This window comes from Amycolatopsis silviterrae, assembly GCF_042684085.1.
GTDB classification, from domain to species: domain Bacteria; phylum Actinomycetota; class Actinomycetes; order Mycobacteriales; family Pseudonocardiaceae; genus Amycolatopsis; species Amycolatopsis silviterrae.
The window spans coordinates 771,432-796,212 of the sequence record NZ_JBHUKS010000004.1 but is presented as its reverse complement, the minus strand read 5'-3'; the positions used below and the strand labels follow the sequence as shown (position 1 = coordinate 796,212).

Below are 24,781 nucleotides of genomic sequence, written 5' to 3'. Positions count from 1 at the left end.
AGCAGTGGTCGTTAGGACCCAGGAGGCTTCGCCTAGTCTGGTCTATGGCGCCGCACTGCTAATGCGGTTGGGGGTAACCCCCCCTCCCGGGTTCAAATCCCGGAGCCTCCGCTGGTGCCTGTTTCGGCAGGTGCTAGGTTAACAACTGAACACGCGCCCGTAGCTCAGCTGGATAGAGCATCTGACTACGGATCAGAAGGTCAGGGGTTCGAATCCCTTCGGGCGCACTGTCTGGTCGAGACAGTAAAGCAAGAAACCCCCTGGTGACAGGGGGTTTCTTGCTATTCGGGATTGTCTCGAATCGTCGGCGTGGTCAGCCGTTTGCCAGTTTTGTCGAGAGGCAGCGAGTTGAGCGCATTCGCGGCGGCACGCGATTTCTGCCCATGTAGACGTCTTGCGTCATCGACGGGTGCGCGTGCCCGAGGATGTCGGCGATCTGGCGGGCGGTGAGCCCCGCCTCGTCGAGCAGCGTGGCGACGGTCTTGCGGAGCGTCTTGAACGTGACGTCCATGGCTGGCCTTTGACCGATCCTCGGCTCATGGTTCGAGCAGGACGAGTCCTTCGTACTCCACGAAGTCCGCGAAGTCCTTCACATTCAAAGTTGCGAGCGGGATCTCGAACGCTAGGCAGCACGCCGCGATCCACGTGTCGTTCTGCGGTCGGGGACGGCCGCGCCGCTGGGCGTAAGCGGAGATCTCGCCCCACATGCGTGCGACCTTCGGCGTACCCGGGAGGACCGGCAGCGGTTGCATCCACTGTTCCAGCCGCTCACGGCGAGGAAGCGCCCATGCGCGCAGGTGCATCCACTTGTTCAGCTCTGCCAGCGTCACGAACGTGATCGCCGGGCGACAGCCGACGAGTTTGCCCGCGAGCCAGGGCGGGAGATCCCGCTTGAACAAGCCCGACGCGACATCTGTGTCGAGCACGACTTCCAAAGCCACTAGGCCAGGTTAGCCTTCCGCTCCGTAGTCACCCAGTCCCGGAACTCATGCACCTCATCGAGGGACTCGAAGATGTCCTCGCGTGCCCAGTCGTCCACCGACCTGATCGGCTGCACGTTCTTGTCCGCGAATAGGGCATCGCGCAGGGCGGGACCATCCAGCCCCTCGTGCGCCGGCTGCTCCGCGCCACTGGTCGTCATGGTCCACCACCCTAAGAACTGTGCCGTACAGGGGAAGACTACCGCGGAAGTTGGCCAAATTTGGCCAACCTTGGCGGACCTGACATGCGGGCTTGCCCAAATTTGGCGGATCTGACGGAGTGTGACCAGCGTGAAGCTCTCGTGTTCAGAGTTTCCTTACTCGTTTCAAGGCGGTCCCTCCGGGGCCGCTGGGCACGGTGTTTGACCCGCGGGCAAGATCGACGGGGCGTGCGGGCTGGCGCCCGGTCCCCGCCGATCGCCCGCGAAAAAAGCAGCCCAGCGGGCCACCCGCCGGAGGAGTCGCGAGCAGCCGCGCTGAAAGAGATGTCCTCGCCGGACGGGCAGGCCACCAGGATGGTCGAGTCGGGCGCATCGGTTGCGTCCGTGTGTGCCTCACTCTCATCCCGACGACCTCCCAGGGGCCATCAAGCCTGTCAAGGGGGCAGTCTCGCGGTACGCTCGCCGACGGTTGGAAGGTGCCCCGTTGACAGGCTTGATCGGGCTAAAGCCAGGTCGCCGGGATGGCCGAAGAGGCCCCCACTTGTAGGTAGAGATCAAAAGATCACTGCTAAGTACTCGATGGCAGCTTCCTGGAGCATTTGTCGCAGCGACGGCCGAGGGAGAAATTCTCGAAGACTAGATCTGGGAAGACATGCAGAGGGCTGACAGCGAGACCGCAAACCGTTGCCTCGTTCCCCGGCTTAAGTGCATGTGAAATTCCGTCCGGAACTCGTCTTGTGTTCCGAACCGTCTTGATTGCGCGGGTGCTGTTGCTGCGCGTCTCTCCCGCCTGCTCAGACGCCACAATGTGACTCATGTCACTCATTCTAGGTTGCTGGACAAGGTGCCGAGGTCTCGATCTCATGCCAGTAAATTGCCAGTAATCAGCACCAAATAACGGTGCTTGATGACGAGCGATGCAAGATGGCTCGGGGTCGTTCGGCCTGGTCATGGACGGTTTCGACCGATGATGGTCAAGGGTGACCGAAGCCAGACCAGGAGGTCAGGGGTTCGAATCCCTTCGGGCGCACTGTCTGGTCGAGACAGTAGACAACGGTCCGGAAGCTTTTCGCTTCCGGACCGTTGTTTCATTTACGCCTTCTTCAGCCGATCCAGCACCGCCCGGATCTGCGTTTGCCCGATCGCCGACAGGTCGTCCATCTTCAGCGGCGCCTCGCCCTTCGCCCGGTGCACGGCGACCTGGATCTCCGCCGAGACATTGCTGTCCTGCACCCCGACGATGTAACTCGCGCCGGGTCCCGGTTCCGTGACCGCGCCCGCGCGCCAGTAGTTGCGCGTGCCGAGTCCGTTGGTCGTGCCGGTGGTCCAGCCCTGCCGCGGGCCGGTGTTCCATTTGTCGAAGGCTGGTGGCTCGTCCGCGGACGCGAATTCGACCTCGAGGCTGATTCCGGCCTCGTTCGTGGTGGTGCCGTCGGTCGTGGAGGTGCTGGTGTAGCCGAGAGTGCACGTCAGGCCACCGCCGTAGCCGCCGTCTGGCGGGGCTTCCCGGTGGACCGGTGGCTTCGGGGTGGAGGACCACTTCGCCAGCGGTTTGGGGTCGATCAGGTCGCAGGCGTTGGAGATGGCGCGCATCGAGTACTTGCCCGGTGGCGAGGTGGGGGACGCCGTGGTGGACGGGGCTGGGGTCGGGACTGTCGGTGCGGGTTTGGCTTCCGAAGGGGAGGAGCCGCCGCTGACGGACAGTCCGATCGCGACTCCGGCGCCGAGCACCACGACCGCTCCGATCACTCCGGCCACGATCCATCCGGTCTTGGGGCCGGGCGGTTTCGGGGGCGGAGGGTAGCCGTATCCCGGGTACCCTGGGGAGGGGTTCCATCCCGGAACCTGTTGCCCCGGAACCGGATTGGGGTGCTGGCCGCTGCCGGGAGAGTCAGTCATCTGCGCGTACCTCGTTGTGCCGCATGAAAAACCTAGTTCCCTTTCAGCCCGCTCAACGCCTTGCGGGCCTGTGCTTCGGCGATCGGCTGGACTTCTTCGCGGTGCACCTGGGCGACGTCCCGGCTGCGGCTGAAGTTGAGCCGCACGCGGACTGAGACGTTGCCGTCCACTACGCAAAGGACGTAACGCGTGTTCGCGACCAGGTCGCCGAAGACCTCGGAGTGCCAGAAGCCTTGGGTCCCGATTCCGGTGATCGGACCGGACGCCTTGCCTTCGCCGGTCTTGGCGGCGTTGCCGCGTTTCCAGCTCTCGTAGAAGGACGGCGCGGTTCCGTTGGTGAATTCGGCGTCCAGGAGCACTTCGGCGGAGTCCAGCGCATTGCCGCTGGTGTAGCGGATCTGGCAGCTCAGACTGCCGGCGCTGGTCTTGCTCGGGCGGACTTCCTTGTGCTCGGGCGGGCCGCTGGGCGTGGGCGACCACTTCCGCAGCAGGGCGGGATCGACGAGATCGCAGGCATTGCCGACGTGGTCCATCGAGTAACCGGGCGCGGCGGCTGGTTCCGGCGGGCGCTCGGAGGGTTGTCCGGCCACGACCCCGACGGCGATCCCGACGCCCAGCACGACCACCAGAGCGGCGATCCCGCCGATGATCCAGCCGGTGCGACGGGGTTTGGGCGGTGGCGGGTATCCGTGCGGCGGCAGGTTGAAGGGGTTCGTCGGGGGCTCGACGCGCCCGTTGTCGGTCATCCCGCAGCCTTCCGCCCGGCGAACCGGGCACCGTAACCTGGCTCGGCCCGACTATATCGCCGAGACGAATATATTTCAGCTATGCAGGGAGAACGGCTCGACGGATCCGCGCAAGGCGCAGCCGCGGCGAGAGGCGAGGTCTTCGATCTCGAATGGCCGCAGCAGCACCGTCGATGGATCGCGATGGTCGACGACACTCCGACCGGCGGGGTCTACTGGCTGGGACATCGGACGGACGCGGGCGATCGGGCAGCGCTCGTCGGGACGACCCTGCGGCCGGACGCTCTCGACGGTCCGCTGGGGAAGTTGATGAACCTCGTCGAGCCCGTCGGCACGATGCCGGATCGCAGCCGGGTCGGCGCGGCGGTGCGGCAGTACCTCAGCGAGCAGAACCCGGCGGACTGGCCGCGAGTGCGGTGGACTGTGCGGGATGCCACGGTCGACGCGGCCGTCCTGCACTTCGCCGGAGCGTGGCTTGCCGTGAGCGATCAGGTGGCTGGCGGGCATCTCGTTACGATCGGGACCGGGTTTTCCCCGGAGGGGCTGCGGTTTGCCGCAAGCAGCGGTGAAGAGTACGGAGTGGACTTCACCGCGCCGCTGACGGTCACGCAGTTGCATCGGCTGCCGGTTTGGCAGTTGCCGCAGCCGGAGAAGGCGCACGCGGACCTCCAGCGGTTCCTGGCCTGAGACACCTCTCGTTCACCTGCGCTGCTTAAGGTCGGCCGCATGTTGCGGGACGTGCGGGAGTACATCGATCGGCTGGAGATCGACGGGCATTCGGTCGGCGAGGATCACGATGACGATCCCGTGCTGATCGACGCGTTCGGCAAGGCGGTCGACACCTGGCGGGAGAACTACCCGTACGACGAGCGCATGCCGCGTGAGGAGTACGACGAGACCAAATACCTGCTGCAGGTCGAACTGCTGAAGCTGCAGAACTCGATCAGCGAGACCGGCAGCCGGCACGTCATTCTCTTCGAGGGGCGCGACGCCGCGGGCAAGGGCGGCACCATCAAGCGGTTCATGGAGCACCTCAACCCGCGCCACGCTCGGACGGTCGCGTTGGCCAAGCCCAGCGACCGGGAAGCGCACCAATGGTATTTCCAGCGGTACGTCCAGCATTTGCCGACCGCGGGCGAGATGGTGCTGTTCGACCGGTCCTGGTACAACCGCGCCGGGGTCGAGCAGGTGATGGGGTTTTGCTCGCCGGACCAGTACGAGCAGTTCATGCATCAGGTGCCGCTGTTCGAGGAAATGCTGGTGGAGAGCGGGATCACGGTCACGAAGTTCTGGTTTTCGGTGACTCAGGCCGAACAGCGCACCCGGTTCATCATCCGGCAGGTCGACCCGGTGCGGCAATGGAAACTGTCTCCGATGGACCTGCAGTCGCTCGGCAAATGGGACGACTACACCGCGGCCAAGGAGGCGATGTTCCTCCGCACGGACAACGATCTCGCGCCGTGGATCACGATCAAGAGCAACGACAAGAAACGCGCCCGGATCAACGCGATGCGCTACTTCCTGTCCCGCTTCGACTATGAGGGCAAGGACGCGAAGGTGGTCGGCGAGCCGGATCCGCTGATTGTGAAGCGGGGGCGGGACGCGGTCGGCGACTGAGTCAGTCCAGTACGTCTGGTTCCTGTTCGACGATCAGGTCCTCCAGCAGCCGGAAGTTGTTGCGTGCCATGTTCGCGCTGCCGAATTGCCGGGCGGCGAGCGTGGCTTCTTCGGCGGTCATTACCCGAGGCGTGCCGGCGGCTTCGGCGAGGAGTTGCATGTGGCAGGCGCGTTCCATCGTGATGAACCACCACGCTGCCTCGCCGACGCTTCGTCCGACGGTCAGCAATCCGTGGTGGCGAAGGATTGCCGCGCGTTTCGGCCCGAGCCGGGCGGCGATGCGGACACCCTCGTCGCGTTCCAGGACCAGGCCTTTGTACTCGTCGAAAAGCACGTGATTTTCGTAGAACGCACAGGATTCCTGGATGATCGGGTCCAGTAGCCGGTTCAACGCTGACCAGGCGCGGCCGTGGATGGTGTGTGCGTGCGCGACGGCGACGACATCCTCGCGCGCCTCGTGAATGGTCGAGTGGATGGCGAAGGCGGCTTTGTTCGTGCGCCGCGTTCCTTCCACCACTTTTCCGTTTTCGTCAAGGAGAAGCAGGTCGCTGACCTTGATCCGGGAGAAGTGCACCGCGTACGGGTTGACCCAGAACCGGTTCGGGAACTCCGGGTCCCGCGCGGTGAGGTGCCCGGCGATGCCCTCGTCGAAGCCGTACCGGGCGAACAGGCGGAAGGCCACGGCGAGCTGGCGTTTGCGGTGCGCGCGTTCGGCCGCGACGGAATCCAGCTGCTCGGGCAGGGTGTCGAGGTCGAGTTCGGCCACGGGGGCGTCGGTCATCAGCATCTCCCAACTTTGCCTGTCTGGCAAACAGAGTGCCTCTGAGGCACGTCGAGAGTCAAGCGATCACGACGAGGACTTCCGCGTCCGGGGCACCGCGCAGGGTGTGTTCGGTGGTGCCGGGGAACTGCGCGGAGTCACCAGCCGCCAGCAGATGGGTTTCCCCGGCCAGGGTCAGTTCGAGCTGGCCGCTGACGACGTGCAGCCACTCCTCGCCACGGTGCCGGGTCGGCCGCGGCGGGACGGATTTGCCGCGCAGCGTCACCAAGGTCGCCTCAACAGAGGACGACGGCGGCGACAGATGGGTCAAGGACGCGCCGCGAGTGCCGTACGTGACGGCGTCCTCGCGCTTGACGATCGGCGAGCTGCGTTCCCCGGAACCGGCGAGGTCAGCGACGCTGACGTCCAGCACCCGGGCAAGAACCACGAGCGTGCCGAGGCTGGGCACCCGCTGGCCGCTCTCGACGCGGGACAGGTAGCCAGGCGTGATGTCCGCGGCGGCGGCGACCTTGTCCAAGGTCAGCCCGCGTTCCTGGCGAAGCTCGCGCAGACGTCGCGCGATCCGCTGCTCGGCTTCTTCTGCCTCCCGGCTCATCCCCACACTGTAAGCGGGCTCAGCCGGCGAGGAACTCCAGCCGGTTGCCGACCGGGTCGAAGGTGTGAAACCGTCGCCGTCCGGGGATTTCCGCTGGATCTGCCCAGGTCACGGACCCACCGGCGGCCTCGATCGCGGCGGCGACGGTGTCCACGTCGACCACGAAAGCCGGGTGCGCCTTGCGCGCCGGTCGGAAGTCCGCCTCGACGCCCACGTGCAGTTCGCCGTCCGGGCCGCCGAGGCCGGGGACGCGGAACCAGCATCCGCCGCGTGCCGCCAGCAACGGCGGTTTCGGCAGCTCCGGCCACCCGAGCACGCCGGTGTAGAACGCACGTTCGTCGTCCTCCGCGCCCGCTGGGCAGGCGACCTGCACATGATGGATCATGCCTCGAAACCTACGCCAGCTCAGCGGGTTTCGGCTCCGGGAAGGCGTAGAACCGCACCGCCAGCTGACGTCCGTCGCCCGGCCCGGGCTCGCGGGCGGCGTAGCGGTGCACCAGTTCCAGGTACTCCGCTTCGAACTCCTTCAAGTCCTTGTAGCTCAACCGCATGCCCGCGCGGCTCCCGGCGGTCCAGCCGTCGAAGGTGTCGCGTCGCTCGGCGGCCCAGGCCATCAACCGGACCTCGCGGTCGTACTTCGCGTTCAGGTAAGCCGCCAGCGCGGGCCGGTCGGCCTCGGGGAAGTCCTCCGGCTTCGCTTCGTTCGTGCTCTGCGGGACGGCATGCCAGCGGCCGTCGCGGTGGCGGCGCGTGTAGCCGGCGTGGGTGAGGGTCAGCAGCGCGGCCGGGACGTCGATCGACGGAAGCTGCGCGCGCAGTTCGGCCGAAGTGGCGGGCATGAGGTGGAGCAGCCGCTGGTAGTTCGGGTTCGTGTGCACGGCGATGTCGCGCATGGTCAACGGCCGCGGCCGCGCTTTGCCGGCGAGCAGGGCGCGGGCGCGCAGCAGGAGGAACACGGCGATCGGCAGCTCCGCGAGCAGCGCGGTGCCGAGGCTGGCCCACTGGTCGGGACCGCCCCAGTCGAGGACGACGTCGAACCACGCGTCGCAGCACAGCAGCGCGGCGGTCGCGGCCAGCATCGGCACGGAGGCGCGGCTGCGGCGCATCCCGAGCAGCACGGACGCGGCGAAACACAGCACCAGGACGACGTCGAAACCGACCCAGGCGACCCGCCATTGGCTCGTGTCGAAATGCTCGGGCAGGGTCAGCCCGAGGTAGACGGTCCACGGCACCAGGAACACCGCGATACCGGCGAGAATGGCGAGAAGCACGCGTCGGAACACTCGATCGACGCTAGCCGCGCCGGTACCGGGGAACATCCGGGAAGATCCCGGAGATCGACCCCGAGCCTGGTGTCTACTGTGGACGGTCGGCGGCGAGGGACTGCCAGTGGTCGGCCTCGGCGGTCGCGCCGCGAGCGCGCAGCATCCGGGTCAGGCTCAGCATTCCCTGCACGTCGCCGGTCTCGGCGGCGACCCGGAAGCAGCGTTCGGCCTGTGCCAGGTCGGCGCGGGCTTCGGCGAGATGTCCCAGGTTGGTGAGCGCGGGGATGCTGCCGTGCTCGGCGGCCTTGCGATACCAAGCCGCGGCCTCGCCGTCGTCCCGGCGATTGCGGGCGAGGACGCCGAGGTTGGTCATCGCCGCCGCGTCGCCAGCCTCGGCGGCTTCGAGGTACCAGTTCTCCGCCTCTTCGAGGTCGCCCCGGCGATGCAGCAACAGCCCCAGCCGCACCTTCGCCTCGACATTCCCGCCCTTCGCGCCGCGACGGAACCACCGCTCGGCGTCGCCCTCCCGGTTGGCCCGTTCCGCTTGGCGGCCCAGCAGGCAGGTCGCGGAGAGTTCGCCCGCGTCCACCGCGGCTCGCCACCAATGCTCCATCTCGCCTTGCGCGCCGAGTTCTCGCAGGACCACGCCGAGGTCCAGCATCGCCGCCGGGTTGCCGTCCTCCGCCGCGTGGCGGCACCAGCCCTCCGCGTCGGCGTACCGGCCGTCCTCGACGAGCAGATGGCCGAGCAGACCGGCCGCTTCCGTCGCGCCGGCTTCGAACGCGGCGGCATACCAGTGCTCCGCGTCGTTGAGATGACCCTGGTTTTCGCAGGTGCGGGCATATCCGAGCATCCCGTGCGGCTCGCCGGCCTGCGCGGCTTCGTGGTACCAGCGAGCGGCCTCTTCGTCGGCGCCGCGCTCGGCGAGCAGATGGGCGAGCGCGGTCATCGCGACCCGGTCCCCGCCGGCCGCAGCCCGGCGGTACCACTCCTCCGCCTCCGCCGAATCGCCGCGTTCGCGCAGGTCAGCCGCGACGCGCGCCATCGCGACGACGTTGCCGCCCTCCGCCGCTTTCCGGCGCAGGTAGTCGTCGACGCGCGTGTTCCACTTCCGCAGCCGCCCGGGCATTTCGGACCCGCTCCCTTCCGGCTCCCCACTCAGGTAGTCGTTCGAGCCGCCGCGGACGTGACACCTTCTCCAGAGTTATCCACCCCCGCTGATCTGCGCTTTTTCGTTGCCGGGCAACAACTGGCCCGACGTGGTCCTTGCCACGCCCGCCGTGCTGCCGAGAGTGTCTGCGCGATTACCGGCCTGGCGACAGGCATACTCCGGCTCCCCGAAGTCCCCGCCCGAGAGGATCCAGCGCACCATGGCCCGGCCGTTCCCCACCAAGCGCACCGTGCTGCTCGCGGTCGTGCTGCTCATCGCTGTCGTCGGGTTCTGGTACGGCCAGCGCGAAGTCGGCGACACCCAGTCCGAAGCGGCACCGGCGTCCGCCGCGGACGCGACGAAGCAGCTGTCCGAGCTGAAGATCGGCGCGCGCGGCACGATGACCGGCTATTCACGCGACAAGTTCAAGCACTGGGACAGCCAGGGCGAAAGCTGCGACACCCGCGAGACCGTCCTCAAGCGCGCGGGCAAGGACGTCAAAGCTGGCAGCGACTGCAAGCCGACGGCGGGCACCTGGGTCAGCGTCTACGACGGCGAGACCTGGACCAAGCCGGGCCAGCTCGACATCGACCACATGGTTCCGCTCGGCCAGGCCTGGGTGAGCGGCGCGCGCGACTGGACGCAGGAGAAGCGCGAGCAGTTCGCGAACGACCTCACGCGGCCGCAGCTGTTCGCCGTGACGGCCAGCGTGAACCGGCAGAAGAGCGACAAGGCTCCGGACGAGTGGAAGCCGCCGCTGGTGTCGTTCTGGTGCACGTACGCGACCGACTGGGTCACCGTGAAGCACTACTACGGGCTCACGATCACGGACATGGAGAAGAACGCGCTGCAGGACATGCTGAAGCGCTGCCCAGCGTGACAAGCTGGGCGACATGGCGACCTTCGCACTGATCCACGGGGGCGGCGGCAGCGGCTGGGACTGGCATCTGGTCGCCGCGCGGCTCAAGGAGTCCGGTCACGACGTCGTGGCCCCGGACCTGCCCATCGAGGACCCGCAAGCGGCCTGGGCTGACTTCACCGACACCGTCGTCTCCGCGATCGGCGATGCCGACGAGGTCGTCGTGGTCGGCCATTCCTACGGCGGGTTCACCGTGCCCCTCGTGGCGGAACGGGTCAACGCGCGGCTGCTCGTGTTCGTCGCCGGGATGGTGCCCGCGCCGGGCGAGGCGCCAGGGGAGTGGTGGGGCAACGTCGGCTTCGAGTCGGCCGAGGGGCTGAGCACCACCGAGCAGTTCATGGCGGACGTTCCGGCCGAGCTGGCGGAGGAGAACGAGCGCCGCGGCCGGGATCAGAACAGCGCCGAGTACAGCGTGCCCTGGCCGGGCGAGCGGCTGCCGGACGTGCCGACGAAGGTGCTGCTCTTCCGCGACGACCGGTTCTTCGCCGCCGATCTGTTGCGCCGGGTCGCGCGCGAGCGGCTCGGGGTGGCCTCGGACGAGATGGCCGGATCGCACCTCGCGCTGTTGAGCCGTCCGGACGAACTGGCTGACCGCCTGATGGCCTATTACGCGACAGTGGCTGGCTAACCAGGCGTTGTCCTAGTTGCGACATGTCACAACCGCGACACCGCGAGCTAGTGACGTGAACCCCGCCTCGCCCCGAATCTGGTGCGATGACGTGGAGATCACGAGCCATCACTCTCGGCTGCACGGGCGCACTGGTCGCGACACTCGGCCAGGCGGTGCCCGCGACGGCCGAGCCCGCGAGCGGTTCACCGGCATCCGGTCCCGGTGAGCGGCACACGGTCACCCTGCTCACCGGTGACGTCGTGCAAGTCGAAAGCGTCCAAGGCGGACGGCAGATCGCGACCGTCCGGCCTGGCAAGGGGCGGGAGAAAATCCGCTTCACACAGTCCGAAGTGGACGGCAAGCTGACGGTCACCCCGGCCGACGCCTTGTCGCTGGTCGCGGACAAGCGCCTCGACAAAGCCCTGTTCAACATCACCGACCTGATCGCACAGGGGTACACCGACGAGGCGACTCCCACGGTGCCGCTGATCGCGCACTACGCCAAGGGTGTCTCGGTCGCGTCCGTCCCGACGCTGGCCGCCACCACGCAGGGCGCCGCACTGCCCAGCGTCAACGGTCGTGCGGTGCGCGAAGACAAGAAGCGCGCCGGCGAGTTCTGGCAGTCCTTCACCGGTCCGCACGCGGCTTCCGGTGCGGTGGAACGGATTACGCTGGACCGCAAGGTGCACGCGTCGCTCGACCGCAGTGTCCCGCAGATCGGGGCGCCGGAGGCGTGGGCGGCCGGGTTCGACGGGGCAGGCGTCGCCGTGGCCGTGCTCGACACCGGCTACGACCCCAACCATCCGGACCTCGCGGGCAAGGTCGCGAAGTCGGCGAACTTCTCGACCAGCCCGGACGTCGTCGACCGGTTCGGCCACGGCACGCACGTCGCGGCGACCATCGCGGGCAGCGGCGCGGCCGCGGGCGGCACGCGCAAGGGCGCGGCTCCCGGTGCGAAGCTGTACGTCGGCAAGGTGCTCGGCGACGACGGCACCGCCTCGTCTTCCGAAGTCCTGCAAGGGATGGAGTGGGCCGCGAACTCCGGTGCCAAGGTCATCAACATGAGCCTCGGCGGCGGCGCGACTGACGGCACCGACGATCTCAGCGTCGGCCTCAACGAACTCACCGCCCGCACTGGCGCGCTGTTCGTGGTCGCCGCGGGCAACGACGGCCAGAACGGCGCGTCGACCATCGGCACGCCGGGCACCGCGGATTCCGCGCTGACCGTCGGCGCGGTGGACCGCAAGGACGAGCTGGCCCCGTTCTCCAGCATGGGCCCGCGGCTCGGCGACCAGGCCGTGAAGCCGGACATCACCGCGCCTGGCGTGGGAATCGTCGCGGCGCGTGCGGCCGGTACTTCGCTGGGTGAAGTGGTGGACCAGTACTACACCGCGGCGTCCGGCACGTCGATGGCGACGCCGCATGTCGCTGGTGCGGCAGCAATCCTGGCGCAGCGCTATCCACAGTGGACTGCGCAGCAGCTCAAGGATGGCTTGGCCAGCACGTCGAAGCCGTCTGCGGGGCTCAACGCTTTCCAGCAGGGCGGCGGCCGGGTGGATCTCGCGGCCGCGGCAGTGCGTCCCGGAGTCTTCGCGACCGGCACGATGAACCTCGGCCCGATCACCAACGACAGCGGCCCGGTGCGCAAGGAAATCACCTACACCAACACGACTTCCGCGCCGGTCACCATCACGCCGAAGCTCGACCTGCGGCGCGGCGACGGTGCTACGCCGGGCAATGCGGTGAAGCTGGACAAGTCCACTGTGGAGGTTCCGGCGAACGGAACCGCGACGGTGGCGATCACCGTCGACTCGGCCGCACTGGTGCCGGGCAACTACACCGGCAGCGTTCTCGTCGGCGCGGTGCACACGACGATCGGGCTGGTGAAGGAGCCGCCGAAGCACAAGGTGACCGTCACCGGCGTCGGGCGCGACGGCAAGGCGCATCCGATGGATATCCAGATCTTCGGCGACGACATGCGGTACGACATCGTCCGGGACATGGTCAGCGACCACCCGTTCGTCACCGAACTTCCGGAGGGCACCTACTACGCCCGCGCGATGTTCCACACCGGACTGGCTCCGGACGAGGAGCTCGCGATCGTGCTCAAGCCCGAGTTCTCCATTACCGGGGACTTGAACCTGGTGATGGACGCGCGGAACGCGGTGCCGGTGGAGGTCAAGACACCGCGGCCGTCGACGCTGGAAAACATCATCAGCAGCTACGCGCACCGCGAATTCGGCTCGCGCAAGATCTCCAACTACGTGATGGAATTCCCCGGCGTCCGGCACATCTACGTGACGCCGACGGAAAAGGTGAAGAACGGGACGTTCGAATTCGGCAGCCGGTGGCAGCTCACCGCGCCGATGCTGACCGCGACCACCGTGCCGTGGCTTGATCTCAAGACCGAACTGTTCTACTACGCGTCGTCTCCGACGATTTCCGGGTTCAAGTGGCTGGACGTCGTTCCGGTCGACGGCAACAAACCGGAGCAATTTGCCAGGGCGCGCGGGAGGATCGCGTTGGTGACGCCGGCCAAGGACGGCACCGACCTCGATGCCGCGGCAAAGCGGGCCGCCGCCGCGGGCGCCGCGATGGTGATGGTCATCAGCCTGCCCGACGAGCACACGTACGCACACTGGCAGCCGCGCGGCAACCGGCTGCCGATTCCCGCCGTGCGGATCACGAACGACCAGGGCATGAAGCTGGCCAAGCGGGCCGCGCTCGGTTTCACCAGCATGGTTTTGCAGGGCACGCCGGTGAGCCCGTACCTGTACGACGTGATGCAGGTGACGCACGACCAGATTCCGCAGAAGATCGTCTATCAGGTCAGCGCGCGCAACAGCGCGACGGTCACCGCGAATTACCGGGCGACCGGCAAGGACGAATGGCTTTCCGAACAGCGCTTCGGATGGCGGCCGTGGGAAAAGACCGCGATCAACCAGTATCAGCGGTACGCGCACACCGGAACGGCCCGCGAGGAAATTGTCTCGACGGACGAGACGATCTGGCAGCACCGGGTGAACAACAAGCTCAGCTGGGACACCTTCCAGCCGCTGGCGGTCGGCATGCTCGAAAAGCCGCACACGTTCACCGCTGGACAGAAGGCGACGGAAAACTGGTACGCGCCGGTGGTCCGGCCGGCGATCCCGCGCGGAGCCGGACTGGAAACCTCGCGCACCGGCGACACCTTCGCCTTCCGCATCCCGGAGTTCACCGACCCGGAAGCCTCGCACTACGCGTTTTCCGAATCGGGTATCGGCGAGGAGCCGGACCAGGTGAGCGCGAAGCTTTACCAGGACGGAAACCTCGTCAAGGAAGGCCCGGCGGCGTGGGGCAAGTTCCCGGCTTCGGCGGACCCGGCGAAGTACCGGCTCGACCTGTCGCTGACCAAGTCCACTTCGGACTGGGCGTACGGCACGCACACCGAAACGTCGTGGACCTTCGGGTCGAAGCGGCCCGCCGAAGGCAAGACGGACCTGCTTCCGTTGCTGCAGGTGGATTACGGCGTGCAAACCGATCTGACGCAGAAGACGCGGGCAGGCCGTTCGCTGCCGGTCGAGTTCACCGTTCGCAACCAGGACGGGTTGGCCGCGCCGAAGAACCCGCAATTGACCGTCGAAGTGTCCTATGACGACGGTCGCACGTGGACGAACATCAAGCGGATGGACAACATCGGCGACGGCCGCTTCCGCGCCGTGGTCGACCATCCGCGGCTGGACCGGACCAACGGCTTCGTCGCACTGCGCGTGCACGGATCCGACGGTGACGGGAACGCGGTGCAGCAGACGGTGATCCGCGCCTACGGGCTCTCCTGAGAAAGAGGCAGCCGGATAACCCGCGCGGTTATCCGGCTGCCGCGGGCTCGTCGAGCCAGCCCTGCCTGCTGACCTCCCACGCCAGCTGCATCCGGGTCTGCACCCGCATCCGGGACATCAGGTCGTGGATCCGCCGCTGCACGGTCCGCTGGCTCACCGCGAGCCGGGTCGCGATCGCCTTGTCGGTGACCCCCGCGACCAGCAACGACAGCAGATGCCGCTCGTCCCGGTCCGGCCCGGTGCCGCCGGGCGTCCGTTCGGCGTCCTGCGGAGTCCCGTCCGCGCGCAGCGGCCACGCGCGTTCCCAATAGCTTTCGAACAACGCGATCAACGCGGCCAGCAGGCTGCTCTCACGGATCAGCGCGGCGGTCGGTTCGCCGGAGCCGTCGAGGTTCTGCACCAGCGGGCACAACGCGATGGTGCCGTCCGCGATCGCCAGCCGCACCGGCACGACGGTGGACGACCGCGCCTCCTCGCCGTGCCGGATCCCGTGCGCGACGTTCTCGATCATGCCGGGCTCTTCCAGCATCGCCCGCTCGTAGACAACCCGGTACCGCACGCCGCGAGCGAGCGCGTCGTACTCGTCGGCGTTCTCGCCGGACGCCATCGCGATGTGCCCGGCCCGGCAGAACCACAGCAGCTCGTTCCGGGCACCGACCTGGATGTTCGTCAGCTGCTGCCGGATCGCCGCGCTGCCGGTGATCACCTCGACCAGCTGCGTCGCGTCCCGCCGCCGCGCACCGCCCCGGTACTCCTCGGCCATCCGGCTCACCGCGGTGCGCGCCCACTCCAGCGATTCCTGCCCGCGCATCAGCAACGGCCCGAACGCGACGTCCGGCGGCGACGGCGCGTACCGCGGCTCGTCCCCGGCGACCAGGCTGACCAGCCCCTTGGCGTGCAGCGAACGCAGGATCGCCGACACCTGCGCCGGGCTCAGCCCCAGCTGATCGGCCACCTGATGCGGTCCGGCGTCGAACATCCCGACGAGGAGCCGGTAGACCCGCTCCTCGTCCCCAGTCACCCCGATTGCGTCCAGCATCCGGCGAGCGTAAGGCACCGGCAACGGGAGCGAACGAGACAAAACCGGACAGCGCCCGCCGGGGACCCGTCCCGGCGAACCGGACTACAACCGGGCCGAGGCACTCCCGATCGAGAGGTTCGACGATGACCGACGATCCCCGCCCCGCGACGTCCCCGGGCCCGGATGACCAGGCCTTCACCGGCGAGCACGCCGCCGGGCACCACGCGCGGATCAACCCGGCCCGGCGGCCCGCGCTGTGGATCGGGCTCGCGAGCGCGGCGGTCTTCGTCGCCGGGATCGTCTTCTTCCTGCTTCCGGTGACTGCCCTTTATTACCTCGACGGCGACGGAAATCCATACCACGTCGAGACCCTCTACGGGACACGAAGCGATCAGATGCTGGGACTGTCCAAGGACATGTTCGGCCCCGGTGATCCTCCGGATTCCGTCACCAGCGTCCGGGTCGGCTGCGGGACGGCACTCACCTCGCCGGAAACCGACACGATCCCGGACGCGCACGCCGTGGCGGGCTGTGCGGCGGCCGAACGGCCGCGGATGATCGTGGGCTGGCTAGGCGTCGGACTGGGATTGCTCGGTGCCGCCGGGCTCGCGGTGGCAAGCCGTCGTCAGCTGAGGGCGAATGCCGCCCAGACGCACTTCCCGCCCTCGGCCGGGTCGTAACCCCAGCGCCGGGACAGCGCGCGCACCAGCTGGAGCCCGCGGCTGCGCGCCGCGGACGGCGCAACCGGTTCCCTCAACTGCGGAAGGGCGGCAGAAGTGTCGAAGACCCGCACCATCAGCTCACCGTTGTCGAGACGGAGTTCGAGCCGGTCCGGCCGGTCGCCGTGCTCGAAGGCGTTGGTGACCAGTTCGGACGTCGCCAGCAGCACGTCGTCGCGCAGCTGGGCGGGGATGTCGAGCTGGGCGAGCGCGGCGCGGACCTGTGCCCGCGCGATGGCGGGCGCGGTGACGTCGTCCGGAAGCTCCAGGCGCACGGTGGCGGCGGCCGCCCCGGTGCTCCTGGTTGGCATCCTCGACGTCGTCATGGCCTTCGCACCTCCCGACCGCTGTGCTCGCAAGTGGTATCTACCCAACTGGGCCGAAGACAAATCAGGTGCCCTCGGTGATGTCCGTCTCGGCCAGTCCGGTACGGAGTTTTTTCAGCGTCGCCGCGAGCAATCGCGACACCTGCATCTGGGAAACCCCGACGCGGCGCGCGATGTCCGACTGGCTCATCCCGGACCCGAACCGCAACGCCACGATCTTGCGTTCGCGCTCGGGCAGGCTGTCCAGCATCGGCCGCAGCGCCTCGCGCAATTCGGCCTGGCCGAGGTTCGCGTCCGGCGCGCCGAAGCGGGTGTGCGCGGAGTTCTCCAGCAGATTGTCCAGCGAGGCCCCGTAACGGCCTTGACCGGCCCGAAGGCCCTCGTAGACGTCCTCGATCGGCACCCCGAGATGGCGGGCGATCTCACTGGGCTTCGGCGCGCGGGACAGCCGCACGGTCAGCTCCTCGCGCGCGGCCGAGATCGTCGCGTTGAGTTCCTTGAGCCGTCGTGGCACCCGGACCGACCAGCTGTTGTCGCGGAAGTGGTGCCGCAGTTCGCCGGAAATCGTGGGCACCGCGAAGGCCAGGAAATCGGTGCCCTGCGCGGGGTCGTAGCGGTCCACCGCGTGGATCAGCCCGACGGTCGCGATCTGCACGAGGTCGTCCATCGCCTCGTCGCGGTTGCGGAATTTCCGCGCGAGGTTGCGCGCGAGTTCGAGATGCTCGCGCACCAGCTGGTCCCGGATCTCCTCGCGGCGCGGCGAACGGTCAGGCAGCTCGGTCAGCTCGTGGAACAGTGCTGCCACGTCGGTGGGCTTGTCGCCGCCGGCGGGGTTCGTCACGAGCTGGCCGCCTCACTCTCCCGGACCAGTTGCACCCGGGAGAGGTACCGGCCGTTCGCCGGGGTCACGGTGCGCCGCGCCGAAGTCGCGAGCGCGGTCAGCAGCTGCCAGGACAATCCGGTCTCGTCGCCGTGGTCGGCGCGGTCCGAGACAACCGACACAGTGACCTCGATCCGGCCCTCCAGCCAGGAGAACACGCAGGTCAGCTTGCCGTCGGCGGCCGAGGGGAGCAGCATCGAGCAGGCCTCGTCCACGGCCATCCGCAGGTCCTCGACCGCGTCGAGGTCGAAGTCCTGGCGCATGGCGATGTCGGCGACGATGGTGCGCAGAGTGGGCACCACGTGCGGGATAGCCGCCGTCCGCACCTCGATGAGCTGTGCGTCCTCGCGCTCGAGCGGGGCGTTCTCCTCCACGTGCGGTCCTCTCTCCGGCGTTGCCTCGCCAGTCTTTCGTGCCCGATCTGCCACATGCCCGGGGGGTGAGCAAACCAAACCCGGGTTTGACCGCCGCGACCGGCGGGCATGTAGCGGTCGAGTGCTGATCCCGGGAAAGGTGGGGACGACATGGCTGACGTGAGCCGGCTGCCGAACGTGGTGGCCGAGGAGTGGGAGTGGCAGCTTCGGGGCTCGTGCCGCGGCGCGGACAGCAGCCTGTTCTTCCATACCGACAACGAGCGCGGTTCCGCGCGGGAACGCCGGGAGTCCAGGGCCAAGGCGATCTGCCACACCTGCCCGGTGCTGGCGCAGTGCCGCAAGCACGCGATGACCGTCGAAGAGCCGTACGGGATCTGGGGCGGGCTCGGCGAGATCGAGCGCCGCGAGCTGTTCATGCGCGAACGGCGGGCGAAGCGCAAGACGGTGTCCGCCTGAGCCGACCGGCCCCACGACCCGCGCGCCCACCTGCGGCGCGCGGGGTGCTGTGTGTCCGCTGTCTGGCCGCTCGCCAAGGTGTAGCCATGTGCCGACGCGGACTCAGTCACCCACTGGGTTAGGGTTGAGTCTCCAGATGCTTGGGACCGTGACACGGTTGCCGCTTGAGACTACAGGCGCGTACCGGCGCAGGAGCAGCGCCTGACGAGGAGAAACTGCATGCCCGCAGCCGACCAGAACGCCACTCCGCCCGGATTCGGCATCACGCTGGACACCGCGGCCGCCGAGCCGAGGGTGGTGGTCACGGGTGAGCTCGATCTGCTCACCAGCCCGCAGCTGCAGGAAGCTCTTGCCGGGTTGATCGCGGACAAGAATTCCCGTCGCGTGGTGGCCGACCTCACCGGGGTGACCTTCTTCGATTCTTCGGCGCTGAACGTCGTCCTGCACGCCCAGCGCCAGGCCGGCGAGCAGAACGTCGAACTCGAGGTCGTCCCGAGCGCGGCGGTCAGCCGGGTGATCGAACTCACCGGCGTGGCCGAACACCTGAGCGTGTCGGAGGAACCCCCGGCCTGATCTCCCGATACGGTCGCGGTCTGAAAAATGGCTCGCGACCTGGGGGACGACCATCATGATGGGGCGCACGCACGCCCTCACCGGCTGGTGCGCGGGGCTCGCCCTGGCACCCGTGGCCGGCGTCGGCACAGTGCACCAAGCGGTGGTCTTCGCGGCCACCACGGCCGGGTTCGCGCTGCTGCCGGACCTCGACCATCCCAGCGCCAGCGCCACCCGCCTGTTCGGCTGGCTGACCGGCGCGTTGTCCTGGCTGCTGCGCCGGGTGTCTGCAGCGGTATACGCGCTGACGAAAGGCCCGCGTGACGAGAAGGTGACCGGGACGCACCGGCACCTTTCGCACACCCTCTTGTTCGCCGTAGCCCTAGGCGCGGCGACCTCCGCGGGCTGCTCGGCTGGCGGGGCCTGGGCCGTGCTGGGCGTGCTTCTGTTCGGACTACTGCTAGCCGTCGCCGCCTTGGGCGACTGGCTATTGCTGCCTTACGGCGGCGCGGTGGCCTGGTGGTACTTCACCGCACCGGATGACCGGGTAGCCCAGCTGGCGGACATCTCGGGCTGGCTCGGGGTAGCCGTCGCGGCCGGGTGTTTCGTGCACTGCCTCGGCGATTCGCTGACCGTGTCGGGATGTCCGTTCCTGTTCCCGCTGCCGATCGCGGGGGAGACCTGGTACGAGATCCGCCCGCCCAAGCCGCTGCGGCTGCACACCGGGAAGAAGGTGGAGACGCGAGTGGTGTTCCCGGTGTTCGCGCTGGTGGGGGTGCTGCTGGTGCCGGGGGTGTGGGAGTGGTCGGTGTCCACTGTGGAGCATTTGTTCACTCCGTCCGCTTCGCAGACCGCGACTCAGTAGCCCGCCGATACCGCTCCCCGAGAACCCGCAGCGCCTCAACCAGTTCCGGCGGTTCCCCCACGGTGAAATCAACCCCGAGCGACCCGAGATGAACAGCAAGAGTCTCGACGCTGTCCGCCCCGGTATCCAGCACACACCGGTCGTCATCGACCGCCGTGACAACGCCAATCGCCGGAGTGATCCGCTCCGCAAGCTGCTCCGCGGACACCTCCACCACGACCCGCGCCCGGTACCGCCATGCCGCTGACGACGCACCCCGCCGTACCCGGTCGACCGCCTCCTCCGGAAGCGAGCGGGGAACGAACCGAGGACCGCCGGGGGTACGCAGGCTGATCCGGTCCACCCGGAAGTTCCGCCAGTCGTCCCGCTCGACGTCGAACCCGACGAGGTACCACCGCCGACCCCAGTTGACCAGCTGATACGGCTCCACGTCGCGACGGCTCTCAGACCCGTCGTGGCTCCGGTAGTCGAAGCGCACGCGGTCATGGTCGCGGCAAGCGGCGGCGAGGGTGCTGAGCGCGTCCGCGTCCACGCGCGGGCCAGGGTCGTCCCGGGGCACCGCGACGGCGTAGCGCTGGATGGCGTCGACCCGCCGCCGGAGCCGGGCGGGCAGCACCTTTTCCAGTTTGGCCAGCGCCCGCAGCGAGGTCTCCTCGACTCCGGTGATCGTGCCGCCGGCGGCGGTGCGCAGCCCGATCGCGACCGCGACCGCCTCCTCGTCGTCGAGCAGCAGCGGCGGCAGCGCGGCACCGGCCCCGAGCCGGTAACCGCCCACCGCGCCCCGCGTGCCGTGGACCGGATAGCCGAGGGTGCGCAAGCGTTCGACGTCGTTGCGGATGGTCCGGGCACTGACCGACAGCTGTTCGGCCAGTTCGGTTCCGGTCCAGTCGCGCGGCGTCTGGAGCAGCGAGAGCAGGCGCAGCAGCCGTGCCGAGGTTTCCAGCATTTCTTCAGTATCCCCGCGAATAGGAACGTACCTTGCCTAAACCCTTCCTACGCTGAGGCCAGACCCAAACAGCACGGGGGAAACGCATGTATCTCGTCATCGGAGCCACGGCCCACTTCGGACGTCAGGCAGTCGAGGAACTGGCCGCCGCGGGCGTGCCGGTGCGGGCGCTGACTCGTACGCCGGAGCGGGCCGGGCTCCCGGAAGGCGTCGAGGTCGTCCAGGGCGATCTGACCAAGCCCGAAACCCTGCCGCCTGCGCTCGCCGGGGTCGAGGCCGCTTTCCTGGTCCTCCAGTACGGGATGGACGTCGCGCCGCTGCTGGCTGCCGCGGTCGAGGCCGGGGTGCGGCGGCTGGTGCTGCTGTCCTCAGGCGCGGTCGTGCCCGGAGCCGACCAGCAGCCCGACGTGATCGCCCAGTACCACCGCGACGTCGAGCGGGCCGTCGAGGCGACCGGGATCGAGCGGACGTTCCTGCGGCTGCTCTTCCCCGCCATCAACTCCTTGACGTTCGCGATGCAGCTGCAGGGCGGCGACGTCATCCGCGCGCCCTACACCGAGGCGGCCTTCAGTGCCGTGCACGAGCGGGACGTCGCCGAGGCAGCCACCCGGATCCTGCTCGACGGCGGCCACGCCGGACAGGCCTACGACCTGACCGGCCCCGACTCGCTGACCCAGACGGAGCAGGTCCGGATCCTCGGCGAAACGCTGGGCCGGCCGCTCGTCGTTGAAGACCTCGACCCGGAGCCCGTCCGGGAGCAGATGAGCCAGTTCATGGACCCCGCGTTCCTGGCGGCGCTGTTCGACCTCATGGCCGGGACGGTCGGCAAACCCGCGCCGGTCAACGATCTCGTCGAGCAGCTCACCGGACACCCACCGCGCAGCTACGTGCAATGGGCGGCCGACCACCGAGCGGACTTCATCGGCTGACCGAGTCTTGAAGGACGGGCGGCCCCGAGTAGTCCCGGGAGTGCACGATCCGCCCGTCCCGCACCGTCATCACCATCGCGTACGTCGACACATACGCCTTGCCCTCGGACTCCCAGTGCAGGTCGTACTCCGCCACCAGCACCTCCGGATCGGCGGTCTCGTGCACCACGACCCGGTCCGCCTTCGTGATCCGCCGCCGGTCGCCGGCTTCGCGGAAGCGTTTGCGCAGTTCCTCCCGGTCCCGCGTCACCTTCGGCACACCGGCTGGCGCGAACGGGATTTCGATCACGACCTCCTCGGAGTACAGGTCGGCGAGATCGTCCCAGCGGTTCTCTACGGCCGCGGTCAGAAAGCGGTCGAACACCGCCTTCGTCCCCATCAACGTGCTCGCCGCGCCGTTGTTCGGGAAGTCGCGGTACCGGGTGATCTCGCCGTCCCGCACGGTCAGCAATCCGGCCGACGACGGGAGCCGGTAGCGGTGGCCGGTGTGCGGATTGCGGCCCTCGGCGACAAGTTCGACGGCGAATCCGTCGGCGGTTTCGGTGGTGGTGACCTCGACTTTCTCCAGGCCGATCCGGGCCGCGACCGCGCTGCCCGCGCCGAGCGTGGCCAGGACGGCGTCCCGGCCGGCGGAGCGATGGCCGGTGAACGGGATTTCGTAGACGGCGTCCTCGGCGAGGACGTCAGCGAGCGGTGCGGCGTCGAAGGCGCTCAGTGCGTTCGCGACGATTTCGGCCACTTCGGACACGGTGCGGGGCATCAGAAACCTCTTCACGGGAGATGGGCGGATAATCGGAACGGTGCACCCGCTTTTGACGATACGGAGTATGAACTCCGGTTGTCAACGAGGGTCTGGAGATCTGAGACACGGTCAGAAGCGGCGGAGATCGTTCCAAGGAAGAATCGGACGACCGCACCACTTGAGCTGGAAACCGAGGAGGCCGCTGGTGGAGAAGCCTGCGCTCCGCGCGGATGCGCGCAGAAACCGCGCCCGCGTGCTGGCTGCCGCCGAAGCGGCCTTCGCCGTCGACGGGCTCGCCGTGCCGCTTGACGACATCGCGCGGCTGGCCGGCGTCGGCGCGGGCACTGTCTACCGGCACTTTCCCAGTAAGGAAGCGCTGTTCCAGGCGGTCGTCGTGGAGCGGTTGGAGCAGTACGGCGTCGAGGCGCAGGAGTTGATCGACTCTGACGCGCCCGGCGAAGTGTTCTACGACTACTTCACGCGTGTCATAGAGCAGGCGTCGCGTAACCGTGCGATCTGCGAAGCGCTTGGTGAGACAAGCGGTTCTGCGTACAAGGCTGAAGCGGCGGAGCGGTTTCGCGTGAACCTCACGGCGCTTCTGGAACGCGCGCAAGCCGCAGGCGCGGTACGCACTGACATCGACGGCGAAGACCTGCGCGCGCTCATCGTCGGCGCGCTGGCGGTGGAGCGGTTTACGCCGGACAGCCGGCATCTCGTGCGCGTGCTGCTCGACGGTCTGCGCAAGGTCTAGTCCGGCAGGTCGCGCATCGTGCGAAGCGGCGAAGCGAGCAGAATCGTCGACGTCGCAAGGATTCCGATGCCGCAGACGTACAGCGTGACCCGGGTTGTGGTGAGTTCGGCGATAAAGCCGCCGATCAGGCTGCCGAGTGGGGTAATGCCGAAGACGACGGTCTGCGACACCGAGGACACGCGCCCCAGCAACTCCCGCGGCGTGATGGCCTGCTGAAAGCTCGTCTCGAAAATGCCGAGCACGATGATCCCGAAGCTGGACCCGAAACCGCCGGCGACCCACCAGGCGAGACCCCAGCCTTGCGTCGCGAAAGCGTTGAGCAGGAACGAAACGCTGTACACGGCGGCACCGAAATACAACGCCCGCGCGGCGCCGAAGCGAGCGCCGAGCCGTCGCGCGACGCCGCTCGCGAGCAGCGCGCCGAAGAGTCCGACCGTGCCGAGCAAGCCGATCATGAACGGTGCGACGTGCAGGTCGCGGACCATGAACACCATCGACACCGCCATGAACATCGACTGGAACAGGCTCGACGCGGCGCTGTGCAGGGCGATCGCCCGCAGGATCGGGTTGTGCAGCACGGTCCGCAGTCCCTCGCCGATCTCGCGGCGGAGGTTCCGCTCGGCGGGCTCGGGCCGCACGTCCGGCGTGCGAATGCGGCGCAGCCACGCGGCCGACCACACATAGGTCAGCGCGTCGACCGCCATCGCGCCCGCGCTCCCGATGAACTGCACGATGAACCCGCCGAGGCCAGGCCCGGCGATCGCGGCGACGGACAGGTTCGTCTGCAGCCGGGCGTTCGCCTCGGGCAGCTGGCCGCGTTCGACGAGATTCGGCAGGTACGTCGAGTGCGCGACGTTGAAGAACACGGTGAACGCCCCGGCCAGCAGCACGACGACGTACAGGTGGACCAGCGTCAGCGATCCGAACACCGCGGCGAGCGGCACCGAGCCGATGAGCAGCGCGCGGCCGAGGTCGGCGGTGATCAGCACCGGCAGGTTCCGCATCCGGTCGCACCACGCGCCCGCCTGCAGCCCGATCAGCAGGTACGGGAGCGTGCTCAGCGTCCGCAGCAGCGAAACCTCGACCACGGACGCGGCGAGCGTGGTGGTGGCCAGCAGCGGGATCACCAGGAAGTCGATGCGGTTGCCGACCTGGCTGAGGCCGTCGGCGAGCCAGAGCCGCCGGAAATCCGGCGAGCGAAGAATCCCCCTCATAGGATTAGTGTTATATAAGTTGAGCCGGTATATATCAAGTTGCACAGTGCGTAACGACGCCTATGATCAACGCGACGAGACCCTCGTAGCCGAGTGACCGTGCGGCGAGGAGGTGCCGGATGACGGACACCGCTCCCACCTGGGGTTATGTCGTCGTGACCGGTCTGGCCGGGCTGGCTGGCGGCCTGCTCGTCGCCGCGCTGCTGGTCGCCGGTCGCACTCCGCGTCCGGCCAGGGAATCGGCACCGCCCAGCCCGCCGCCCGCACAGCAGGTGACGGTCACGGTGACCGGCCTCCCTCTGCCGCCGATCACCGTGACCCATCGCCCGCAGGCCCCACCGGCTCCGCCGCCGCGGACCACCACGGCCACGGTGTCGGTCACCCCGGCTCCGTCGAACCCGCCGGCACCCCCGCCGACCACACTGAGCCCGACCGCCGGGTTCTTCCGCGGCGACGAACGCTGAC

The 24,781-nt window shown here is 68.3% G+C and carries 29 protein-coding genes and 2 tRNA genes; 14 read left to right on the top strand and 17 right to left on the bottom strand.

What is annotated here, in order from left to right; all coding sequences use genetic code 11:
• The first annotated feature begins 21 nt into the window (after positions 1-21).
• Positions 22-111, top strand: a tRNA-Ser gene (locus ACFSVL_RS07540).
• A gap of 42 nt (positions 112-153) precedes the next feature.
• Positions 154-227 (top strand) — tRNA-Arg (locus ACFSVL_RS07535).
• A gap of 86 nt (positions 228-313) precedes the next feature.
• Here ACFSVL_RS07535 and ACFSVL_RS07530 read toward each other — a convergent pair.
• The 5 genes from ACFSVL_RS07530 to ACFSVL_RS07510 all read right to left on the bottom strand — a co-directional run bounded on the left by ACFSVL_RS07530 (position 314) and on the right by ACFSVL_RS07510 (position 3,786).
• Positions 314-511: a tyrosine-type recombinase/integrase gene (locus ACFSVL_RS07530; protein WP_378301708.1), complete on the bottom strand. Its 198-nt coding sequence runs from the start codon at positions 509-511 to the stop codon at positions 314-316.
• A 25-nt stretch (positions 512-536) separates the two neighbouring features.
• Positions 537-941: a type II toxin-antitoxin system VapC family toxin gene (locus ACFSVL_RS07525; protein ID WP_378301706.1), complete on the bottom strand. Its 405-nt coding sequence runs from the start codon at positions 939-941 to the stop codon at positions 537-539.
• A complete protein-coding gene (locus ACFSVL_RS07520) occupies positions 941-1,141 on the bottom strand; it encodes a hypothetical protein (protein WP_378301704.1) in 201 nt (66 codons plus the stop codon). Before ACFSVL_RS07520 ends, ACFSVL_RS07525 begins: the two co-directional genes overlap by 1 nt.
• 1,092 nt (positions 1,142-2,233) lie before the next feature.
• Complete coding sequence (locus tag ACFSVL_RS07515; RefSeq protein ID WP_378301702.1) at positions 2,234-2,899, bottom strand: hypothetical protein; 666 nt, start codon at positions 2,897-2,899, stop codon at positions 2,234-2,236.
• Between the two features lie 173 nt (positions 2,900-3,072).
• Entirely contained in the window at positions 3,073-3,786 is a 714-nt protein-coding gene (locus ACFSVL_RS07510; protein WP_378301700.1) for a hypothetical protein, read from the bottom strand.
• Positions 3,787-3,867: 81 nt separating this feature from the next.
• Between ACFSVL_RS07510 and ACFSVL_RS07505 the strand changes: the two genes are divergently transcribed.
• Together ACFSVL_RS07505 and ppk2 are read left to right on the top strand one after the other, a co-directional pair.
• Positions 3,868-4,473, top strand: a complete 606-nt coding sequence (locus tag ACFSVL_RS07505) for a hypothetical protein (protein WP_378301698.1) — start codon at positions 3,868-3,870, stop codon at positions 4,471-4,473.
• 39 nt (positions 4,474-4,512) lie between these two features.
• Positions 4,513-5,403, top strand: a complete 891-nt coding sequence (gene ppk2 / locus ACFSVL_RS07500) for a polyphosphate kinase 2 (RefSeq protein WP_378301696.1) — start codon at positions 4,513-4,515, stop codon at positions 5,401-5,403.
• A gap of 1 nt (position 5,404) precedes the next feature.
• On the opposite strand, the gene ACFSVL_RS07495 is transcribed toward ppk2, so the two are convergent.
• The 5 genes from ACFSVL_RS07495 to ACFSVL_RS07475 all read right to left on the bottom strand — a co-directional run bounded on the left by ACFSVL_RS07495 (position 5,405) and on the right by ACFSVL_RS07475 (position 9,173).
• The gene (locus tag ACFSVL_RS07495; RefSeq protein WP_378301695.1) at positions 5,405-6,184 is read right to left on the bottom strand and encodes a class II aldolase/adducin family protein; all 780 of its coding nucleotides are present in this window, start codon (positions 6,182-6,184) and stop codon (positions 5,405-5,407) included.
• A gap of 58 nt (positions 6,185-6,242) precedes the next feature.
• On the bottom strand, positions 6,243-6,779 hold the full coding sequence (locus tag ACFSVL_RS07490; RefSeq protein ID WP_378301693.1) for a helix-turn-helix domain-containing protein: 537 nt from the start codon (positions 6,777-6,779) through the stop codon (positions 6,243-6,245).
• 19 nt (positions 6,780-6,798) lie between these two features.
• The gene (locus ACFSVL_RS07485; protein ID WP_378301691.1) at positions 6,799-7,164 is read right to left on the bottom strand and encodes a VOC family protein; all 366 of its coding nucleotides are present in this window, start codon (positions 7,162-7,164) and stop codon (positions 6,799-6,801) included.
• Positions 7,165-7,174: 10 nt separating this feature from the next.
• Complete coding sequence (locus tag ACFSVL_RS07480) at positions 7,175-8,062, bottom strand: hypothetical protein (protein WP_378301689.1); 888 nt, start codon at positions 8,060-8,062, stop codon at positions 7,175-7,177.
• A gap of 73 nt (positions 8,063-8,135) precedes the next feature.
• Positions 8,136-9,173: a tetratricopeptide repeat protein gene (locus tag ACFSVL_RS07475; protein ID WP_378301687.1), complete on the bottom strand. Its 1,038-nt coding sequence runs from the start codon at positions 9,171-9,173 to the stop codon at positions 8,136-8,138.
• Positions 9,174-9,414: 241 nt separating this feature from the next.
• On the opposite strand from ACFSVL_RS07475, the gene ACFSVL_RS07470 reads away from it, so the two are divergent.
• From ACFSVL_RS07470 to ACFSVL_RS07460, 3 genes are all read left to right on the top strand, one after another.
• Positions 9,415-10,074 carry an HNH endonuclease family protein gene (locus tag ACFSVL_RS07470; RefSeq protein ID WP_378301685.1) on the top strand — a complete coding sequence of 220 codons (660 nt, stop codon included), beginning with the start codon at positions 9,415-9,417 and terminating at the stop codon, positions 10,072-10,074.
• A gap of 13 nt (positions 10,075-10,087) precedes the next feature.
• Positions 10,088-10,741: an alpha/beta fold hydrolase gene (locus ACFSVL_RS07465; RefSeq protein WP_378301683.1), complete on the top strand. Its 654-nt coding sequence runs from the start codon at positions 10,088-10,090 to the stop codon at positions 10,739-10,741.
• 86 nt (positions 10,742-10,827) lie between these two features.
• On the top strand, positions 10,828-14,541 hold the full coding sequence (locus tag ACFSVL_RS07460; RefSeq protein ID WP_378301681.1) for a S8 family peptidase: 3,714 nt from the start codon (positions 10,828-10,830) through the stop codon (positions 14,539-14,541).
• Between the two features lie 28 nt (positions 14,542-14,569).
• Here ACFSVL_RS07460 and ACFSVL_RS07455 read toward each other — a convergent pair whose 3' ends face one another.
• Positions 14,570-15,580 (bottom strand): LuxR C-terminal-related transcriptional regulator, encoded by a 1,011-nt coding sequence (locus ACFSVL_RS07455; protein WP_378301679.1) that lies wholly within the window; start codon positions 15,578-15,580, stop codon positions 14,570-14,572.
• Between the two features lie 125 nt (positions 15,581-15,705).
• On the opposite strand from ACFSVL_RS07455, the gene ACFSVL_RS07450 reads away from it, so the two are divergent.
• Entirely contained in the window at positions 15,706-16,242 is a 537-nt protein-coding gene (locus tag ACFSVL_RS07450) for a hypothetical protein (protein WP_378301677.1), read from the top strand.
• Here ACFSVL_RS07450 and ACFSVL_RS07445 read toward each other — a convergent pair.
• The 3 genes from ACFSVL_RS07445 to ACFSVL_RS07435 form a co-directional block, all read right to left on the bottom strand.
• Positions 16,188-16,607, bottom strand: a complete 420-nt coding sequence (locus ACFSVL_RS07445) for an ATP-binding protein (RefSeq protein ID WP_378301675.1) — start codon at positions 16,605-16,607, stop codon at positions 16,188-16,190. The genes ACFSVL_RS07450 and ACFSVL_RS07445 overlap by 55 nt on opposite strands.
• A gap of 64 nt (positions 16,608-16,671) precedes the next feature.
• A complete protein-coding gene (locus ACFSVL_RS07440; protein ID WP_378301673.1) occupies positions 16,672-17,448 on the bottom strand; it encodes a SigB/SigF/SigG family RNA polymerase sigma factor in 777 nt (258 codons plus the stop codon).
• Positions 17,445-17,861, bottom strand: a complete 417-nt coding sequence (locus tag ACFSVL_RS07435; RefSeq protein ID WP_182893754.1) for an anti-sigma factor — start codon at positions 17,859-17,861, stop codon at positions 17,445-17,447. Before ACFSVL_RS07435 ends, ACFSVL_RS07440 begins: the two co-directional genes overlap by 4 nt.
• 150 nt (positions 17,862-18,011) lie before the next feature.
• Here ACFSVL_RS07435 and ACFSVL_RS07430 point away from each other — a divergent pair, with 150 nt between their 5' ends.
• From ACFSVL_RS07430 to ACFSVL_RS07420, 3 genes are all read left to right on the top strand, one after another.
• A complete protein-coding gene (locus tag ACFSVL_RS07430; protein ID WP_378301671.1) occupies positions 18,012-18,317 on the top strand; it encodes a WhiB family transcriptional regulator in 306 nt (101 codons plus the stop codon).
• 219 nt (positions 18,318-18,536) lie between these two features.
• On the top strand, positions 18,537-18,890 hold the full coding sequence (locus tag ACFSVL_RS07425) for an STAS domain-containing protein (RefSeq protein WP_378301669.1): 354 nt from the start codon (positions 18,537-18,539) through the stop codon (positions 18,888-18,890).
• A gap of 58 nt (positions 18,891-18,948) precedes the next feature.
• Positions 18,949-19,734, top strand: coding sequence for a metal-dependent hydrolase (locus ACFSVL_RS07420; protein WP_378302016.1), 786 nt, complete (start codon positions 18,949-18,951; stop codon positions 19,732-19,734).
• Here ACFSVL_RS07420 and ACFSVL_RS07415 read toward each other — a convergent pair.
• Positions 19,700-20,680, bottom strand: coding sequence for a helix-turn-helix transcriptional regulator (locus ACFSVL_RS07415; protein WP_378301667.1), 981 nt, complete (start codon positions 20,678-20,680; stop codon positions 19,700-19,702). The genes ACFSVL_RS07420 and ACFSVL_RS07415 overlap by 35 nt on opposite strands.
• Positions 20,681-20,766: 86 nt before the next feature.
• On the opposite strand from ACFSVL_RS07415, the gene ACFSVL_RS07410 reads away from it, so the two are divergent.
• The gene (locus tag ACFSVL_RS07410) at positions 20,767-21,609 is read left to right on the top strand and encodes an NmrA family NAD(P)-binding protein (RefSeq protein ID WP_378301665.1); all 843 of its coding nucleotides are present in this window, start codon (positions 20,767-20,769) and stop codon (positions 21,607-21,609) included.
• Here the strand turns inward: ACFSVL_RS07410 and ACFSVL_RS07405 are convergent.
• Positions 21,599-22,369, bottom strand: coding sequence for a nuclear transport factor 2 family protein (locus ACFSVL_RS07405; RefSeq protein ID WP_378301663.1), 771 nt, complete (start codon positions 22,367-22,369; stop codon positions 21,599-21,601). The two genes, ACFSVL_RS07410 and ACFSVL_RS07405, sit on opposite strands and share 11 nt — an antisense overlap.
• 187 nt (positions 22,370-22,556) lie before the next feature.
• Between ACFSVL_RS07405 and ACFSVL_RS07400 the strand changes: the two genes are divergently transcribed.
• On the top strand, positions 22,557-23,102 hold the full coding sequence (locus tag ACFSVL_RS07400) for a TetR/AcrR family transcriptional regulator (protein ID WP_378301662.1): 546 nt from the start codon (positions 22,557-22,559) through the stop codon (positions 23,100-23,102).
• Here the strand turns inward: ACFSVL_RS07400 and ACFSVL_RS07395 are convergent.
• The gene (locus ACFSVL_RS07395; protein WP_378301660.1) at positions 23,099-24,316 is read right to left on the bottom strand and encodes an MFS transporter; all 1,218 of its coding nucleotides are present in this window, start codon (positions 24,314-24,316) and stop codon (positions 23,099-23,101) included. The two genes, ACFSVL_RS07400 and ACFSVL_RS07395, sit on opposite strands and share 4 nt — an antisense overlap.
• 119 nt (positions 24,317-24,435) lie before the next feature.
• On the opposite strand from ACFSVL_RS07395, the gene ACFSVL_RS07390 reads away from it, so the two are divergent.
• Positions 24,436-24,780, top strand: coding sequence for a hypothetical protein (locus ACFSVL_RS07390; RefSeq protein ID WP_378301658.1), 345 nt, complete (start codon positions 24,436-24,438; stop codon positions 24,778-24,780).
• Position 24,781 lies beyond the last annotated feature (1 nt).

Excerpts from the sequence above, each read along its gene's own strand:
- ACFSVL_RS07420 (WP_378302016.1), top strand. The coding sequence starts at position 18,949 with ATGGGGCGCACGCACGCCCTCACCGGCTGGTGCGCGGGGCTCGCCCTG.
- ACFSVL_RS07450 (WP_378301677.1), top strand. The coding sequence starts at position 15,706 with ATGACCGACGATCCCCGCCCCGCGACGTCCCCGGGCCCGGATGACCAG.
- ppk2 (WP_378301696.1), top strand. The coding sequence starts at position 4,513 with ATGTTGCGGGACGTGCGGGAGTACATCGATCGGCTGGAGATCGACGGG.
- ACFSVL_RS07485 (WP_378301691.1), bottom strand. The coding sequence starts at position 7,164 with ATGATCCATCATGTGCAGGTCGCCTGCCCAGCGGGCGCGGAGGACGAC.
- ACFSVL_RS07395 (WP_378301660.1), bottom strand. The coding sequence starts at position 24,316 with ATGAGGGGGATTCTTCGCTCGCCGGATTTCCGGCGGCTCTGGCTCGCC.
- ACFSVL_RS07455 (WP_378301679.1), bottom strand. The coding sequence starts at position 15,580 with ATGCTGGACGCAATCGGGGTGACTGGGGACGAGGAGCGGGTCTACCGG.
- ACFSVL_RS07425 (WP_378301669.1), top strand. The coding sequence starts at position 18,537 with ATGCCCGCAGCCGACCAGAACGCCACTCCGCCCGGATTCGGCATCACG.
- ACFSVL_RS07410 (WP_378301665.1), top strand. The coding sequence starts at position 20,767 with ATGTATCTCGTCATCGGAGCCACGGCCCACTTCGGACGTCAGGCAGTC.
- ACFSVL_RS07430 (WP_378301671.1), top strand. The coding sequence starts at position 18,012 with ATGGCTGACGTGAGCCGGCTGCCGAACGTGGTGGCCGAGGAGTGGGAG.
- ACFSVL_RS07445 (WP_378301675.1), bottom strand. The coding sequence starts at position 16,607 with ATGACGACGTCGAGGATGCCAACCAGGAGCACCGGGGCGGCCGCCGCC.
- ACFSVL_RS07520 (WP_378301704.1), bottom strand. The coding sequence starts at position 1,141 with ATGACGACCAGTGGCGCGGAGCAGCCGGCGCACGAGGGGCTGGATGGT.
- ACFSVL_RS07490 (WP_378301693.1), bottom strand. The coding sequence starts at position 6,779 with ATGAGCCGGGAGGCAGAAGAAGCCGAGCAGCGGATCGCGCGACGTCTG.
- ACFSVL_RS07510 (WP_378301700.1), bottom strand. The coding sequence starts at position 3,786 with ATGACCGACAACGGGCGCGTCGAGCCCCCGACGAACCCCTTCAACCTG.
- ACFSVL_RS07415 (WP_378301667.1), bottom strand. The coding sequence starts at position 20,680 with ATGCTGGAAACCTCGGCACGGCTGCTGCGCCTGCTCTCGCTGCTCCAG.
- ACFSVL_RS07465 (WP_378301683.1), top strand. The coding sequence starts at position 10,088 with ATGGCGACCTTCGCACTGATCCACGGGGGCGGCGGCAGCGGCTGGGAC.
- ACFSVL_RS07390 (WP_378301658.1), top strand. The coding sequence starts at position 24,436 with ATGACGGACACCGCTCCCACCTGGGGTTATGTCGTCGTGACCGGTCTG.
- ACFSVL_RS07505 (WP_378301698.1), top strand. The coding sequence starts at position 3,868 with ATGCAGGGAGAACGGCTCGACGGATCCGCGCAAGGCGCAGCCGCGGCG.
- ACFSVL_RS07470 (WP_378301685.1), top strand. The coding sequence starts at position 9,415 with ATGGCCCGGCCGTTCCCCACCAAGCGCACCGTGCTGCTCGCGGTCGTG.
- ACFSVL_RS07405 (WP_378301663.1), bottom strand. The coding sequence starts at position 22,369 with ATGCCCCGCACCGTGTCCGAAGTGGCCGAAATCGTCGCGAACGCACTG.
- ACFSVL_RS07460 (WP_378301681.1), top strand. The coding sequence starts at position 10,828 with ATGACGTGGAGATCACGAGCCATCACTCTCGGCTGCACGGGCGCACTG.
- ACFSVL_RS07495 (WP_378301695.1), bottom strand. The coding sequence starts at position 6,184 with ATGACCGACGCCCCCGTGGCCGAACTCGACCTCGACACCCTGCCCGAG.
- ACFSVL_RS07475 (WP_378301687.1), bottom strand. The coding sequence starts at position 9,173 with ATGCCCGGGCGGCTGCGGAAGTGGAACACGCGCGTCGACGACTACCTG.
- ACFSVL_RS07530 (WP_378301708.1), bottom strand. The coding sequence starts at position 511 with ATGGACGTCACGTTCAAGACGCTCCGCAAGACCGTCGCCACGCTGCTC.